Origin of the sequence: Serratia surfactantfaciens, from assembly GCF_001642805.2 — a bacterium.
Classification (GTDB): domain Bacteria; phylum Pseudomonadota; class Gammaproteobacteria; order Enterobacterales; family Enterobacteriaceae; genus Serratia; species Serratia surfactantfaciens.
Map to the genome: position 1 here is coordinate 3813041 of NZ_CP016948.1, position 14576 is coordinate 3827616.

Annotated in this window: 12 protein-coding genes; 6 read left to right on the plus strand and 6 right to left on the minus strand. The window is 63.4% G+C overall.

Annotated elements, in window-relative coordinates:
* The first annotated feature begins 87 nt into the window (after positions 1 to 87).
* Positions 88 to 528 carry an aminoglycoside 6'-N-acetyltransferase gene (aac(6'), locus tag ATE40_RS17870; protein ID WP_063918717.1) on the plus strand — a complete coding sequence of 147 codons (441 nt, stop codon included), beginning with the start codon at positions 88 to 90 and terminating at the stop codon, positions 526 to 528.
* Here the strand turns inward: aac(6') and ATE40_RS17875 are convergent, their stop codons facing one another.
* A complete protein-coding gene (locus ATE40_RS17875; protein WP_025160111.1) occupies positions 529 to 1245 on the minus strand; it encodes an HPP family protein in 717 nt (238 codons plus the stop codon). It abuts the gene before it with no gap.
* Between the two features lie 162 nt (positions 1246 to 1407).
* Between ATE40_RS17875 and yfcF the strand changes: the two genes are divergently transcribed.
* The gene (gene yfcF, locus ATE40_RS17880) at positions 1408 to 2043 is read left to right on the plus strand and encodes a glutathione transferase (RefSeq protein WP_019453093.1); all 636 of its coding nucleotides are present in this window, start codon (positions 1408 to 1410) and stop codon (positions 2041 to 2043) included.
* 73 nt (positions 2044 to 2116) lie between these two features.
* On the opposite strand, the gene ATE40_RS17885 is transcribed toward yfcF, so the two are convergent.
* From ATE40_RS17885 to ATE40_RS17895, 3 genes are read right to left on the minus strand one after another with little or no spacing between them, the layout of a single operon-like run.
* The gene (locus ATE40_RS17885; RefSeq protein WP_025160112.1) at positions 2117 to 3358 is read right to left on the minus strand and encodes an aromatic amino acid transport family protein; all 1242 of its coding nucleotides are present in this window, start codon (positions 3356 to 3358) and stop codon (positions 2117 to 2119) included.
* Between the two features lie 58 nt (positions 3359 to 3416).
* Positions 3417 to 4871, minus strand: a complete 1455-nt coding sequence (locus ATE40_RS17890) for an NAD-dependent succinate-semialdehyde dehydrogenase (RefSeq protein WP_019453095.1) — start codon at positions 4869 to 4871, stop codon at positions 3417 to 3419.
* 12 nt (positions 4872 to 4883) lie between these two features.
* The gene (locus tag ATE40_RS17895) at positions 4884 to 6149 is read right to left on the minus strand and encodes a 4-aminobutyrate--2-oxoglutarate transaminase (RefSeq protein ID WP_019453096.1); all 1266 of its coding nucleotides are present in this window, start codon (positions 6147 to 6149) and stop codon (positions 4884 to 4886) included.
* A gap of 121 nt (positions 6150 to 6270) precedes the next feature.
* On the opposite strand from ATE40_RS17895, the gene pdxR reads away from it, so the two are divergent.
* Complete coding sequence (pdxR, locus tag ATE40_RS17900; protein ID WP_063918716.1) at positions 6271 to 7743, plus strand: MocR-like pyridoxine biosynthesis transcription factor PdxR; 1473 nt, start codon at positions 6271 to 6273, stop codon at positions 7741 to 7743.
* Between the two features lie 22 nt (positions 7744 to 7765).
* Here the strand turns inward: pdxR and ATE40_RS17905 are convergent, their stop codons facing one another.
* Positions 7766 to 9385: an ABC-F family ATP-binding cassette domain-containing protein gene (locus ATE40_RS17905; RefSeq protein ID WP_063918715.1), complete on the minus strand. Its 1620-nt coding sequence runs from the start codon at positions 9383 to 9385 to the stop codon at positions 7766 to 7768.
* A gap of 307 nt (positions 9386 to 9692) precedes the next feature.
* Between ATE40_RS17905 and ATE40_RS17910 the strand changes: the two genes are divergently transcribed.
* On the plus strand, positions 9693 to 11714 hold the full coding sequence (locus tag ATE40_RS17910; RefSeq protein WP_063918714.1) for an NADPH-dependent 2,4-dienoyl-CoA reductase: 2022 nt from the start codon (positions 9693 to 9695) through the stop codon (positions 11712 to 11714).
* A gap of 34 nt (positions 11715 to 11748) precedes the next feature.
* On the opposite strand, the gene rlmG is transcribed toward ATE40_RS17910, so the two are convergent.
* Positions 11749 to 12888, minus strand: a complete 1140-nt coding sequence (gene rlmG, locus ATE40_RS17915; RefSeq protein ID WP_019453100.1) for a 23S rRNA (guanine(1835)-N(2))-methyltransferase RlmG — start codon at positions 12886 to 12888, stop codon at positions 11749 to 11751.
* 149 nt (positions 12889 to 13037) lie between these two features.
* On the opposite strand from rlmG, the gene ATE40_RS17920 reads away from it, so the two are divergent.
* Together ATE40_RS17920 and ATE40_RS17925 are read left to right on the plus strand one after the other, a co-directional pair.
* The gene (locus ATE40_RS17920; RefSeq protein ID WP_004937154.1) at positions 13038 to 13544 is read left to right on the plus strand and encodes a M48 metallopeptidase family protein; all 507 of its coding nucleotides are present in this window, start codon (positions 13038 to 13040) and stop codon (positions 13542 to 13544) included.
* A gap of 50 nt (positions 13545 to 13594) precedes the next feature.
* Positions 13595 to 14575, plus strand: coding sequence for a Gfo/Idh/MocA family protein (locus ATE40_RS17925; protein WP_019453101.1), 981 nt, complete (start codon positions 13595 to 13597; stop codon positions 14573 to 14575).
* The last annotated feature ends 1 nt before the right edge of the window (position 14576 follow it).

The following is a 14576-nucleotide window of genomic DNA, read 5'->3' on the forward strand; positions in this document are numbered from 1 at the left end:
TCATGCGCCGACGTATCCGGCCGCTCGCTGGCGGCGCAACGTGATATTATCGCCCCACTCCCTTCAGTTGCCGAATAAGGATCCCGCATGATCGTCATCTGCGACCACGACAACCTCGACGCCTGGCTGGCGCTGCGCGCGGCGCTGTGGCCATCCAGCTCGCCTGAAGAACACCGCGCGGAGATGCGCGAAATATTGGCTTCGCCGCACCACACCGCGTTTATGGCGCGGGGGCTGGACGGCGCTTTCATCGGCTTTGCCGAAGTGGCGCTACGCTACGATTACGTCAACGGCTGCGAGTCATCGCCGGTGGCGTTTCTGGAAGGGATCTATACCGTCGAACGCGCCCGCCGCCAGGGCTGGGCCACGCGATTGATCGCACAGGTGCAGGAATGGGCCAAGCAGCAAGGCTGCAGCGAGCTGGCGTCGGATACCGATATCGCCAATCTGGACTCCCAGCGCCTGCATGCCGCGCTGGGCTTTGCCGAAACGGAACGGGTGGTGTTTTACCGCAAAACGCTGGGCTGATCAGGCGGTCCTGCTTTGCCGCTGATGCGCCAGCTGCTCGGCGCGCAGCAGGATCTCCTGCAGATCGTCCTCATCGATATCGAACAGATCCCCCTCCATCAACGCCTCGTGCAGATCGGCGCGGGTGATGGAAACCGCATCGATCGGCAGATTGGCCGGTTTGGCCTCCGCCGGCGCCAGCGCGTGCGGATAGCGGCGCCCGGCCAGGTTATTGAACAGAATGGCCAGCGCCGCCAGCAGCACCGAATTCAGCAACACCGGGTACAACACGAAGTGGTAGCCCATCTGATGAATGCCGGGGCCGCCGAGGATAGCGGTCAGCGCCACCGCTCCGCCCGGCGGATGCAGGCAGCGCAGCTTGAACATCAGGCCGATGGCCACCGCCGCCGCCACGCCGCAGGCCAGGCCCGGATCGGGGATCAGCAGGCCGGCGCTGACGCCCACCGTCGCCGCCAGCGCATTGCCGCCGACGATCGACCAGGGCTGCGCCAGCGGGCTGTTGGGCACGCCGAACAGCAACACCGCCGAAGCGCCCATCGGCGCGATAAACCACAGGTTCACCTCACCCAAAATAAAGTGGCTGATCCAGCCGGCGAGCATCAACCCCAAACCGGCACCAACGCTGGAAATCAGCATTTCTCGCTTGCCCACCGCCAGCGGATGCGGCCACAGGCGCGCGCATCCCACTTTCACTCGTTCTATCCACTGCGTCTTCATGTTACCCGGTACGACTCAATTCACTTGTTGGCAACAAATATATCACATCGCGCCAGCGCCGCCGCGCACCCTGCCCTAAAAGAACTTTTGGCCTAACAGATTGATTTTTAGCCTCCCCTCGACAATGATCAATGTTCCCCCCTTAACCCCGAGGAACCGCCGATGTCTCAATCGATCACCGAACTTTATACCGACAGTGAATTTTTCAGCCCGTACGCCATGTCCGCCTTTGTCGTGCTGACGGAAAAAGGCATTCCGTTCACCGTGAAGCCGGTAGACCTGGCGAAAGAGGAGAACAAAGAGGCGGCCTATGCGGCGTTGTCGCTCACCCGCCGGGTGCCGACGCTGGCGATCGGCGAATTTCAGCTCTCGGAGTCTTCGGCGATCGCCGAATATCTGGAAGACATCCACCCGGCTCACGCCGTGTACCCGCGCGACGTAAAGCTGCGCGCCAAGGCGCGCGAAATCCAGGCTTGGCTGCGCAGCGATCTGCTGCCGATCCGCGCAGAGCGCCCAACCGAAGTGGTGTTCAGCAACGGCAAGTTCCCGCCGCTGTCCGAAGCGGCTCAACAGGCCGCGCACAAACTGATCGCCGCCGTGGAAAAGCTATTGAGCCACGGGCAGGATAATCTGTTCAGGGAATGGTGCATCGCCGACACCGATCTGGCGCTGATGCTCAATCGGCTGGTGATGCACGGCGATACGGTGCCGGAGCGCGTTCGCCATTATGCGCACAAGCAGTGGCAGCGCCCTTCGGTGCAGGCCTGGCTGGCGCTGTCGGAAAAGCGGCGCACCTGAGAAAAAAATCGGCGGCCACGACGCCGCCGTTCTCAATGCCGAGAAACAACATCACTGCTTGAGGGAAGGCAAATCACCATCCAGAGGGCAGATAGCCTAACAATGAAGCGATGGCGTACACCGCGCTGGCCAGGTACAGCAACACAATGCTGATCTGCAGCAGCGGGTGCGTGATCCAGTTGCACTGCCAGCGTGGCGTCTGGTCGCCGTGTTTGCGCGCGCCGCGCAGGATCAACATCGGCATGATCGACAGGATCACCCCGCTGAACACCCCGGCAAAGTAGAGCGCGTTGACGAACGACACCAGCCCGCTGTAGGCCAGCGCGAACGGCGGCACCACCACCAGCAACAGCACGCCGAAGCGGCGCAGCGGCAGCTCGTCGTTGCCCAGCCGGAACTTGTCGAAAATATTGGTCAGGAAGCTGCCGCCCAATCCCCAGTACGAGGTCAACATCGCGCACAGCGCGAAGATGTTGGCGGAGAAGAACGCCCACTGCCCCAGCGCCTGGCCCCAGGAAATGGTGGCCACGTCGGAGATGTCATCCAGCCCGCTGAGCGCAATCACCGACATCGGCACCGCCGCCAGCAGAATGAAGGTCACCGCCATGCCGACGATGATCGCCTTCGGCAGCTGTTCCGGCTTGTCGGCAAAGCCGCGCGCCATCTCCGGCACGATGTACTGCGCCGAGAAGCAGAACACCACCACGTTGAACACCGGCACCATATAGCGCCAGTCGCCGTCCAGCAGGTTGCGCATCTGGGTGGTGTCTTTCAGCAGCGTCGCCGCCACCAGCGCGGTCAACATTACCACCATGCCGATGCTGATGAATTTCTCGCCGCGGCCGATCGCTTTCAAACCGAGGTACAGCACGCCGGCGGCGGGTACGAAGAACAGCAGGCTGCCCAGCGCCGGCGAGATGCCGAACAGCGATTGCAGCAGCTTGCCGCTGCCGGTCATATAGGCGGTGAGCGCCCCGACGCTGTTGACGCACACCGAAGCGAACATCAACCAGGCACCCAGCCCACCGACGTAGCGCTTCGCCAGCCCGCTCAGCTGCAGATGCGCGCGGGTGCGCAGCGTGGATTCAGCGACGTACAGCATGGTGATGGTGGTCAGGCTCCCCACCAGTACCAGCCAGAACAGCAGCGGCAGGAAACCGGCCTTGCTGGAGGCATAGGCAATGGAGAGCACCCCGGCACCGATGTTGGTGCCGACGATCATCGCCACCCCTTCAAGGAAACTTAACGATTTGGCGGGTGCAGGTGCTCGCACCCCGGCGGCAAGCGCCGGAGAAACAGAGATATTATCAGACATGCATCATCCTTTATCGCCCGGCGACGCTGGCCGCCGGGATGGGTTAACGTCCTGACGCTCAACAGCTCACATCGATACACAGGTATTTCAGCTCCAGATATTCATCTATCCCGTAGCGCGATCCTTCACGCCCGAGCCCTGACTGTTTCACGCCGCCGAACGGCGCCACTTCATTGGAAATCAGCCCGGTGTTGATGCCGACCATGCCGTACTCCAGCGCTTCCGGCACGCGCCACTGGCGCGCCGCGTTCTGCGTGAACAGGTAGGCGGCCAGGCCGAATTCGGTGTCGTTGGCCATGGCGATGGCTTCCGCCTCGTCATGGAAACGGAACAGCGGCGCCACCGGCCCGAAGGTCTCCTCTTTGGCGAAGCGCATCTTCTGCGTCACGCCGGTCACCACCGTCGGCTGGAAGAAGGTGCCGCCCAGCGCGTGCGGCTGGCCGCCGGTGGCGATCTGCGCCCCTTTGATCAGCGCGTCATCGATGTGGCTCTGCACCTTCGCCACCGCATCGCTGTCGATCAGCGGTCCCTGGGTGGTGCCTTCGTGGCTGCCGTCGCCGACTTTCAACTGCTCGACCGCCGCCACCAGCTTCTCCGCCAGCCGCTCGTAGATGCCATCCTGCACGTAGATGCGGTTGGCGCACACGCAGGTCTGGCCGCTGTTGCGGAACTTGGAGGCCATGATGCCCGCTACCGCCGCGTCCAGATTGGCGTCGTCGAACACGATGACCGGCGCGTTGCCGCCCAGCTCCAACGACAGTTTCTTGATGCTCGGCGCGCACTGCGCCATCAGGATGCGGCCGACCTCGGTCGAACCGGTAAAGCTCAGCTTGCGCACCACCGGGCTGTCGCACAGCACCTTGCCCACCTGCGCCGCTTCGCCGGTCACCACCTGCAACACACCGGCGGGAATGCCGGCATCCTGCGCCAGCTTGGCCAGCGCCAGCGCGGTCAGCGGCGTTTGCTCGGCCGGTTTGACGATGATGGCGCAGCCCGCCGCCAGCGCCGGCGCCACCTTGCGGGTGATCATCGCCGCCGGGAAGTTCCACGGGGTGATGGCCGCGCACACGCCGATCGGCTGCTTCACCACCACCAGGCGCTGCGAAGCCTGCGGCGCCTGCAATACCGCGCCGTCTACCCGCTTGGCCTCTTCGGCGAACCAGGTGATGAACGATGCGGCGTAGGCCACTTCCCCGCGCGCTTCCGCCAGCGATTTGCCCTGCTCGGCGGTCATCAGCTGCGCCAGATCCTCCTGCGCGGCCAACACCTTATCGGCCCAAGCCAGCAGCAGCGCGGAACGCTGCTTGGCGGTCAGCTGTTTCCAGTCGTTTTGCGCCCGCTGCGCCGCTGCGATCGCCTGCTGGGTTTCCTCTTCGCTGACCAGCGGAATGCTGGCCAGCTCGGCGCCGGTGGCCGGGTTGATCACCGCTTCGCGCTTGCCGCTCAGGGCGTCGCACCATTCGCCATTGATCAGACACTGGCTGCGCAACAGCTCGGGATTGTTCAATTTCATGCCGTTCGCTCCTTAGTGGGCCAGCGCGCGGGACAGAATGCCCATCGCCTTGGTGAACTGATCGTCCGGGATGGTCAGCGGATACAGGAAGCGGATCACGTTGCCGTTCACGCCACAGCTCAGCAGCAGCAGCCCTTCCTCCATCGCCTTCTGCTGCACCTGACGGGTGATATCGGCTGAAGGTTTACCGGTAGCCGGATCGTTGAACTCCACCGCCACCATCGACCCCTGCGCGCGCACATCGGCGATCGCCGGGCTGGTTTTACGCGCCTGCTGGAGCACTTCCACCAGGTGTTGGCCGAGGCGTTGGGCGCGCTGGCACAGCTGTTCTTCGTCGATCACGTCCAGCACCGCGTGCGCCGCGGCCACCGCCAGCGGGTTACCGGCGTAGGTGCCGCCCAGCCCGCCCGGCGCCGGCGCGTCCATCACCTCGGCGCGGCCCGCCACCGCCGACAGCGGCATGCCGCCCGCCAGGCTTTTCGCCATGGTGATCAAATCGGGCTTAACGCTGTAGTGTTCCATGGCGAACAGCTTGCCGGTACGGGCGAAGCCGGTCTGCACTTCGTCGGCGATCAGCAGGATGCCGTGCTGATCGCACAGCGTGCGCAGCGCCTGCATGAACTCGGCCGGCGCCACGTTGAAGCCGCCCTCGCCCTGCACCGGCTCCAGCACGATCGCCGCCACCTGCTTGGGATCGATATCCGCTTTAAACAGGCGGTCCAGGCTGTTCATCGCGTCTTCAGTGGTCACACCGTACAGCGCGTTCGGGTACTGGCCGTGGAACACCGAACCGGGGAATGGGCCAAAGCCCAGTTTGTAAGGCGCCACTTTGCCGGTCAGCGCCATGGTCATGTAGGTGCGGCCGTGGAAGCCGCCACCGAAAGTGATCAACCCCGGGCGGCCGGTATAAGCGCGGGCGATCTTCACCGCGTTTTCCACCGCTTCCGCGCCGGTGGTGAAGAAGGCGGTTTTACACGGGCCGGCGATCGGCGCGCGCTGGTTGATGCGCTCCGCCAGCGAGACATAGCTTTCGTAAGGAACGATCTGATAGGCGGTGTGAGTGAAGGCCTGCAGCTGCTTTTCAATCGCGGCGATCACCTTCGGGTGACGGTGGCCGGTGTTCAGCACGGCGATCCCCGAGGCGAAGTCGATCACTTCTTTGCCTTCCACATCCCACAGCGTGGCGTTCTCTGCGCGCTCGGCGTAAAAACCACACATCACGCCCACTCCGCGCGGGGTGGCGTCCTGACGGCGTTGGTTCAATTCTGCGTTTTTCATGCTGTTCTCTCCGGTCGGTGCCAGTTACACGTTTCGTTCACATTCGTGAAACAATGCCGTTTATTTACACAGGATGTGGCCCTATAATCGAGTGCCAGTTACGAATAATTGAGGGATCCAATTGCGTTCATTGAGTGGTGATCTGTTGCTGCAGCGCCTCGGCGAACAGCCTGATGACAAGCTGCACAAGCGGCTTTACAACGCGATTCGCACCAGCATTCTCGACGGCAGTCTGCCGCCCTCCAGCCGCCTGCCCGCCTCGCGCGACCTGGCGCAGGAGCTCAGCCTGTCACGCAACACCGTGTTAACCGTTTATGAACAACTGCTGGCGGAAGGTTACGTGTCGGCGCGCGCCGGCAGCGGCACCTTCGTCGCCGAAACGGTGCCGGACAGCTGCTTGTCCACCGGCGGCGCTCCGGCGGACGACAGCAGACAACCGCGGCGCATCGAGCTGTCGGAACGCGGTGCTACGCTGCTGCACCACGCCAGCGCCAGCCCCAAACAGTGGGGGGCGTTCATTCCCGGCGTGCCCGACGTCAACGCCTTTCCCCATCAGCTATTCAGCAAGATCCAGGCGCGCCTCAGCCGCCGCCCGGCGCCGCAGCGGCTGACCTACAGCAATCAGGGCGGTAGCCCGGAGCTGCAGCATGCGCTGGTGGAATATTTACGGGTGGCGCGCTCGGTGCGCTGCTCGCCGGAACAGATCCTGATCACCGAGGGCATCCATCAGGCGATCGATCTGGTGACGCGCATGCTGTGCAATCCGGGGGATGACGCCTGGATCGAAGAGCCGGGCTATTGGGGGATCCGCAATATCCTGCGCATCAATGCGCTGAACATCTGCCCGCTGGCGGTGGACGAAGCCGGGCTGGTGCCGCCGGAGCAGCCGGTCAACCCACCGCGGCTGATCTTCGTTACCCCGTCGCACCAGTATCCGCTCGGCTCGGTGATGAGCCTGGCGCGCCGCCAACGGCTGCTGGCGCTGGCGCGCAACGCCGGCGGCTGGATCGTCGAGGACGACTACGACAGCGAATTCCGCTTTTCCGGCCAACCGATCCCGGCGCTGCAAGGGCTGGAGGCCGACGCGCCGGTGATCTACATCGGCACCTTCAGCAAAACGCTCTACCCGGCGCTGCGCCTCGGCTATGTGGTGTTACCGCCGCCGCTGGTGCAGGCGCTGAAAACCGCCCACGCCGAGCTGTACCGCGGCGGGCACCTGCTGATCCAGAGTGCGCTGGCGGAGTTTATTCAGGCAGGGCACTACACCGCGCACATCCGCCGCATGCGATTGCTGTACGCCCGGCGGCGCGCCTTCCTGACCGGGTTGATCGAACAGCACCTCGGCAAGCAGGCGCTCAGCGAGTTCAACAGCAACGCCGGCTTGCATCTGATCCTCAACCTGCCGAACAAGGCCGACGACGTGGCGATCGCCGCCGCCGCCGGCGCGCGCGGGGTGTTGGTGCGGCCACTGTCGCGCTATTACATGCTGCCCAACCGCCGACGCGGCCTGCTGATGGGCTTCGCCTGCGTGCCGGAAGAGCAAATGGCCGCCGCCTTCACCCAACTGCTGGCGTGCATCAACGCCCCGCACTAGGTCAGAGCGCCGCCCGCCTGCCTCACCAGGCCTGCAGTCGCCAACCGTCCGCCCGTAGGTGCAGGCGATGCGTCGGCCGCAGCGCCTGCAGGAAGTCCTCGTCATGCGACACCACCAGCATCGCGCCGGGGAAATCCGCCAGGGCGGTTTCGATCGCCAGCGACGACGCCAGATCCAGATGGTTGGTTGGCTCGTCCAGCAACAGCAGCTGCGCCGGTTGTCGCCGCCACAGCGCACAGGCCAGCGCCGCCTTCAAACGCTCACCGCCGCTGAGCGAGCCCAGCGGCAACGCGATGCGGTCCGCACCGAGCTGCAGCTGCGCCAGACGGGTGCGCAACGCGCCTTCCGCCAGCGGCGAATCCTGCAGCCCCAGATGTTCCATCACCGACAGGCTCGGGTCGAGCTGCGACAGGGTTTGATCGAGGTAGGCCGCCGACAGCGGGCAATGACAATGGCCGGAAAGCGCCGTCAGCTGGCCGAGAACGGTCTTCAGCAGGGTGGATTTGCCGCAGCCGTTGGGGCCGGTCAACGCCACGCGCATCGGGCCGTCGATCCGCAAATCCAGCGGCGGCGCGCTGACGAACGGCAGCTGCAGCCGCTCGAGCACCAGCACCTGCTTATTTGCGCTCACTTCGCTGCCCGGCAACGCCAGCAACACCGGCTGTTCCTCTTCTACCCGCTGATAGGCTTCGCGCACCGCCGCATCGAGACTGTCGCGCTGATCCTGATGCTGTTTGCGCAGCGTGCCGAGGCTCTCCTTCGCCGCTGATTTGTAGGCCACCCGCTCGAAAGAGGCGATATTCAACGTATCGACGACGCGCAGCGTTTGTGCCGAGCGCCGCTGGCTCATGTCGTGCTCCTTCTGCTGACGGGCGCGAGTGCGGCGGCGCTCTTCGCGCGCATGCTCCAGATCGGCACGCGCCGCCTGCTGCTGCGCATCGCGCTGGCGCCGGTAGTCGTCGTAATTGCCGCCGTAACTGCGCAGCGCGCCGGGCGTCAGTTCGACGATGCGCTCCATGCGCGCCAGCAGTTGCCGGTCGTGGCTGGCGATCAGCAACCCGCCGCGCCACTGATCCAGCTGGTGATACAGCCAGGCGCGGCCGGCGCTGTCGAGGTGGTTGGTCGGTTCGTCCAGCAGCAGAAAGTCCGCCTCGCCCAGCAAGGCGCCGCACAGCGCCGCGCGCATCCGCTCGCCGCCGCTCAGAGAGTGTGCGGATCGCAAAGGATCGAAGGCCGGCAGCCCGGCGGCAGCGAAGGCATTTTTCAGGCGATCGTGGAGATCCCATCGCCCTTCCAGACGATCGATATCGTCCGCCAGCGGCCGCCCCTGCTCGAGACGCGCCAGCGCGGCGAACACCTCACCGTAGCCCAGCAGCTGCGCCAGCGTGGTGTCCGCGCCGATCTCCGGCTGCTGCGCAACGTAAGCCAATGCGGCATGGGATTCGACGTGCCCGTTGCCCGGCTGATCCAGCCCGGCGATCAGGCGCAGCAGCTGGGTTTTGCCGACGCCGTTGCGCCCTACCAGGCCGCAGCGCTGCCGATCGAAAGCGAGATCCAACGGGCCGAACAGCGTTTCGCCGTCAGCAAATTGGTAGGTCAGTTGATGTAAAACGAAATAAGGGGACTGCGCAAAATGAGCCATAAGCACTCCTGAATGAGATCAAAACATCCCCACAGGGCGCGAGAGCGCACGGCGTGGGACCAGATATCAACAGGCGTGGTTGTTCATTTTCGGTTATGGCTCCGCAGAGAGAAGGAATTTGCAACGCACAAAGGCTAACCGATCTTTTGTTCGTTATGCAAACAGAGTCTGAGATTCATGATGTCTATCACATTCGGCACAACGCGGATTCCCAAGCGGCGCGACAACGGCTAGATTTATCTCATCCGACCACTTTTGTTCACATAATAATAACAACGGGCCCTGATTTCACCCGATGGAGAGTGCAATGAGCAATTACCCTCACCTGCTGGCGCCACTGGATCTCGGTTTCACCACCCTGAAAAACCGGGTGCTGATGGGATCGATGCATACCGGCCTGGAAGAGCTGCCCGATGGCCCGCAGCGCCTGGCTGCGTTCTATGCCGAGCGCGCCGCCGCCGGCGTAGCGCTGATCGTCACCGGCGGCATTGCCCCGAACGAACAGGGCGTGGTGTTTCGCGGCGGATCGATCCTCAACAACGAGGCGCAATTGCCTCACCACCGCCCGGTGACCGAAGCCGTCCATCAAGCGGGCGGCAAAATTGCGCTGCAAATCCTGCACACCGGCCGCTACAGTTATCAACCTAAACTGGTGGCCCCTTCCGCGCTGCAGGCGCCGATCAACCCGTTTACGCCGAGCGCGCTCAGCGAAGCGGAGATTGAGCAAACCATCGCCGATTTCGCCCGCTGTGCGGCGCTGGCGCAGCAGGCCGGCTACGACGGCGTTGAGGTGATGGGTTCCGAAGGCTACCTGATCAACCAATTCTTGACGACGCGCACCAACCAGCGCGACGACCAATGGGGCGGCAGCTTCACCAATCGCATGCGCTTCGCCGTCGAGACCGTCAGGGCGGTGCGCCAGGCGGTGGGCCCGGAATTCATTCTGATCTACCGGCTGTCGATGCTCGACCTGGTGGAAGACGGCTCCAGCTGGCAGGAGATCGAACAGCTGGCGCTGGCGGTCGAACAGGCGGGGGCGACGATCATCAACACCGGCATCGGCTGGCACGAAGCGCGCATCCCGACCATCGCCACCATGGTGCCGCGCGCCGGGTTCAGCTGGGTGACCCGCAAGCTGATGGGCAAGGTCGGCATCCCGCTGATCACCACCAACCGCATCAACGACCCGGCGGTGGCCGAGCAGGTGCTGGCGGACGGCTGCGCCGATATGGTGTCGATGGCTCGTCCGTTCCTCGCCGACGCTGCCTTTGTGCAAAAAGCCGCCGAAGGGCGCGCCGACGAGATCAATACCTGCATCGGTTGCAATCAGGCCTGTCTCGACCAGATCTTCGAAGGCAAGTTGACTTCCTGCCTGGTCAACCCGCGCGCCTGCCGCGAAACTGAAATGCCGCTGACGATGGCGGAGAAACCGAAAAAACTGGCGGTGATCGGCGCCGGCCCCGCCGGACTGGCCTTCACCACCACGGCCGCCAGCCGCGGCCATCAGGTAACGCTGTTCGACGCCGCCGATCAGATCGGCGGCCAGTTCAACATCGCCAAGCAGATCCCCGGCAAGGAAGAATTCCATGAGACCCTGCGCTACTTCCGCCGCCAGCTGGCGCTGCGTGAAGTGACGGTCAGGCTGGGCGTTAAGGTCGAGGCGGCGGATTTAAGCGAATTCGATGAGGTGATCCTCGCCTGCGGCATCGTGCCGCGCACCCCGGACATCCCCGGCATCGAGCACGCCAAGGTGCTGAGCTATCTGGACGTGCTGCGCGATAAAAAACCGGTCGGCCAGCGCGTGGCGATCATCGGCGCCGGCGGCATCGGCTTCGATACCGCCGAGTACCTCAGCCAGCACGGCGTGTCCAGCAGCCTGGATCAGGCGGAATTCAACCGCGAATGGGGCATCGACGGCCGCCTTGAGCAGCGCGGTGGGCTGGCGGAGCAAGGGCCGCAGGCGCCGCGCGCCGCCCGGCAAATCTACCTGTTGCAACGCAAAACCAGCAAAGTGGGTGAAGGCCTGGGCAAAACCACCGGTTGGATCCATCGCGCCAGCCTGGCGATGCGCGGCGTGAAGATGCTCAACAGCGTCAGCTATCGGCTGATCGACGACGAAGGGCTGCACATCACCCGCGCCGAGCAAGATAGCTGCCTGCCGGTGGACACGGTGATCGTCTGCGCCGGGCAGGAACCGCGCCGCGAGCTGCAGCAACCGCTGCTGGCGATGGGCAAAACCGTGCACCTGATCGGCGGCGCCGACGTGGCCGCCGAGTTAGACGCTCGTCGCGCGATCGATCAGGGTACGCGGTTGGCGATGGCGCTATAAAAAAGGAGCGCCCGGCGCCCCTTGTTATTCACTCTCAGCGACGCGCGCCAGATTTCACCGCTCGAAGGATCACGAACTTCTTGTTCGAGGCCACCAGCGTACAGTTGCCGAACAGGCGCTTGAGCTTCTGGTGATAGTCGAGATGACGGTTGCCGACGATGCGCAGTTCGCCGCCCACCTGCAGGCAGCGCTTGGCGTCGCAGAACATCTGCCAGGCAGTGTGATCGGTGATGGCGTGTTGCTGGTGGAACGGCGGGTTGCACAGTACCGCCTGCACGCTTTCACGCTCGATGCCCGCCAGCGCGTTGTTCACCTCAAACTGACAGCGATCCAACTCTTGCGGCAGATTGTGCTCCACGTTCAGTTCGCTGGAGGCCACCGCCATGTAAGATTCATCGACGAAGGTCACCTGCGCTTCCGGGTTCTGCGCCAGCGCCGTCAGACCAATCACGCCGTTGCCGCAGCCCAGATCAACAATGTGGCCGTTCAGGCCGCGCGGCAGATGTTGCATAAACAGGCGCGCGCCGATATCCAGGCTGCCGCGCGAGAAGACGTTGGCGTGGTTGTGGATCAGCCAATCGGTGCCGTCCAGCGTCCAGTCGGTGGTTTCTGCCGCCGCCGGTGGGACGATGTCCGCCGCCTGGCAGAAGATCAGGCGCGCCTTCTTCCACGCCAGGCTGGTGCGCGTTGGGCCCAGCACCTTTTCAAACAGCTGCATCGTCGAGGTGTGCACGTCGCGGGCTTTGGCGCCGGCGACGATCAGCGTGTCTTCGGTAACAACGTGGCGCAGCGCGCGCAGCTGCTGTTCCAGCAGCGCCAACGCTTTCGGCACGCGAATCAGCACCACCGCCGGCGCCGCCGGCAGTTCGGCCAGGCTGTCCAACAGCGTGACCTGCTCAGGATCCAATCCGTTGAGCTTCAGGTTGTGGCGCGTCGCCAGCTGGCTCATGTACGAGTCGCTGACGCTGTAAGGGCGATGCGCGTGCAACGCACAGGCCAGGGTGCCGAAGTTATCGTTGAAAATCAGCACCGGGCGGCCGCCGATATCTACATTTTCAAGCTGTTGCAGCAGATATTCGTCCGCCGCTTCCCACGCCTGCAGTTGGGTGGATTCTTCCTGTTGGGGATAACGCTCCAGCTCAAGTTGCTGTGTTCCCAGATCGAGTTGGCTCATTGCCCCTCCTGACTGATAAAATTTGGGCTGTTTATCCCCTAAAAACGCCCGTCAGTAAAATGTTTTTTCGGATAAATTGCGTATGTCAGGATTTGAGCGAAAAAACAGCATAGAATGACCGGCTGAATGGCCGTTGATACGGAACAAGAATGTCTGAATTGACCTACCTGCAAGGCTACCCAACGCATCTGCAAAGTCAGGTGCAGCAACTGATCCATCAAAACCGGCTGGGTGACGTGCTGCTGCAGCGCTATCCGCAGGTGCACGACTGTACCACCGACAAATCGCTGTATCAGTTTACCGTCGATCTGAAAAATCAGTATCTGCGCAACGCCCAGCCGCTGAGCAAGGTGGCTTACGACAGCAAGATCCACGTCATGAAGCATGCGCTTGGCCTGCATACCGCCATCTCGCGCGTGCAGGGTGGCAAGCTGAAGGCCAAGGCGGAGATCCGCGTGGCGACGGTGTTCAAAGTCGCGCCCGAGCCGTTCCTGCGCATGATCGTGGTGCATGAGCTGGCGCACCTGAAAGAGAAAGATCACAACAAGGCGTTCTACAGCCTGTGCTGCCACATGGAGCCGGATTACCACCAGCTGGAGTTCGATACCCGGCTGTATCTGACGCACCTTTCGCTGTTCGGCGAGCTGTATGCATAGCGAGTGGGGGCGTGATAATCTGCGGTTTTAGGCCTGGACCGGAGCTCGCCATGATTCGCTTTGCCGTCGTCGGCACCAACTGGATTACGGAACGTTTTATCGATGCCGCCCATGAAAGCGGCAAACTCAAGCTGAGCGCCGTGTATTCACGCTCGCTGGAACAGGCGCAGGCGTTTGGCGCCAACTATCAGGTCACGCAGTTTTTCGACTCGCTGGAGGCAATGGCCCAGTCCGACGTCATAGACGCGGTGTATATCGCCAGCCCCAATTCCCTGCACTGCCCGCAATCGCTGCTGTTCCTGCGCCATAAGAAGCACGTGATCTGCGAGAAGCCGCTGGCTTCCAACCAACGCGAAGCGGAACAGCTGGTGGCCTGCGCGCGGGAAAATCAGGTGGTGCTGTTCGAGGCGTTCAAAAGCGCCTATCTGCCTAATTTCCTGGCGCTGCAGCAGGCGTTGCCGAAAGTCGGCCGGCTGCGCAAAGTCTTCATCAACTACTGCCAATACTCGTCACGCTACCCGCGCTATCTGGCCGGCGAGAACCCCAACACCTTTAACCCGCAGTTCTCCAATGGCTCCATCATGGACATCGGCTACTACTGCCTGGCCAGCGCGGTGGCGCTGTTCGGCGCGCCGCAGTCGGTGCTCGCCAGCGCCACGCTGCTGGATACCGGCGTGGACGCCCACGGCACCGTCTGCCTGAACTACGGCGATTTCGACGTTACGCTTTCCCATTCCAAGGTCAGCGACTCGGCGCTCCCCAGCGAGATCCAGGGAGAAGAAGGCACGCTGATTATCGACAAGATTTCCGAGTGCCAGGGCGTGGCGCTGACGCCGCGCGGCGGCAACCGCCAGGATCTGAGCCAGACGCAGCACATCAACACCATGCTGTATGAAGCGCTGGCCTTTGCCGAGCGGGTTGAGAAGCACCAGGTCGAGCATCCGGGATTGGAGCATTCGCTTATCGTCGCCCGCCTGCTGACCGACATCCGCCGCCAGACCGGCGTCGTCTTCCCCGCCGACGGAGAATAAG

What these genes read in the sequence shown, in the direction of transcription:
- ATE40_RS17875 (WP_025160111.1), bottom strand. Translation starts at nt 1,245, where the DNA reads ATGAAGACGCAGTGGATAGAACGAGTGAAAGTGGGATGCGCGCGCCTG.
- yfcF (WP_019453093.1), top strand. Translation starts at nt 1,408, where the DNA reads ATGTCTCAATCGATCACCGAACTTTATACCGACAGTGAATTTTTCAGC.
- ATE40_RS17885 (WP_025160112.1), bottom strand. Translation starts at nt 3,358, where the DNA reads ATGTCTGATAATATCTCTGTTTCTCCGGCGCTTGCCGCCGGGGTGCGA.
- ATE40_RS17890 (WP_019453095.1), bottom strand. Translation starts at nt 4,871, where the DNA reads ATGAAATTGAACAATCCCGAGCTGTTGCGCAGCCAGTGTCTGATCAAT.
- ATE40_RS17895 (WP_019453096.1), bottom strand. Translation starts at nt 6,149, where the DNA reads ATGAAAAACGCAGAATTGAACCAACGCCGTCAGGACGCCACCCCGCGC.
- ATE40_RS17905 (WP_063918715.1), bottom strand. Translation starts at nt 9,385, where the DNA reads ATGGCTCATTTTGCGCAGTCCCCTTATTTCGTTTTACATCAACTGACC.
- ATE40_RS17910 (WP_063918714.1), top strand. Translation starts at nt 9,693, where the DNA reads ATGAGCAATTACCCTCACCTGCTGGCGCCACTGGATCTCGGTTTCACC.
- rlmG (WP_019453100.1), bottom strand. Translation starts at nt 12,888, where the DNA reads ATGAGCCAACTCGATCTGGGAACACAGCAACTTGAGCTGGAGCGTTAT.
- ATE40_RS17920 (WP_004937154.1), top strand. Translation starts at nt 13,038, where the DNA reads ATGTCTGAATTGACCTACCTGCAAGGCTACCCAACGCATCTGCAAAGT.
- ATE40_RS17925 (WP_019453101.1), top strand. Translation starts at nt 13,595, where the DNA reads ATGATTCGCTTTGCCGTCGTCGGCACCAACTGGATTACGGAACGTTTT.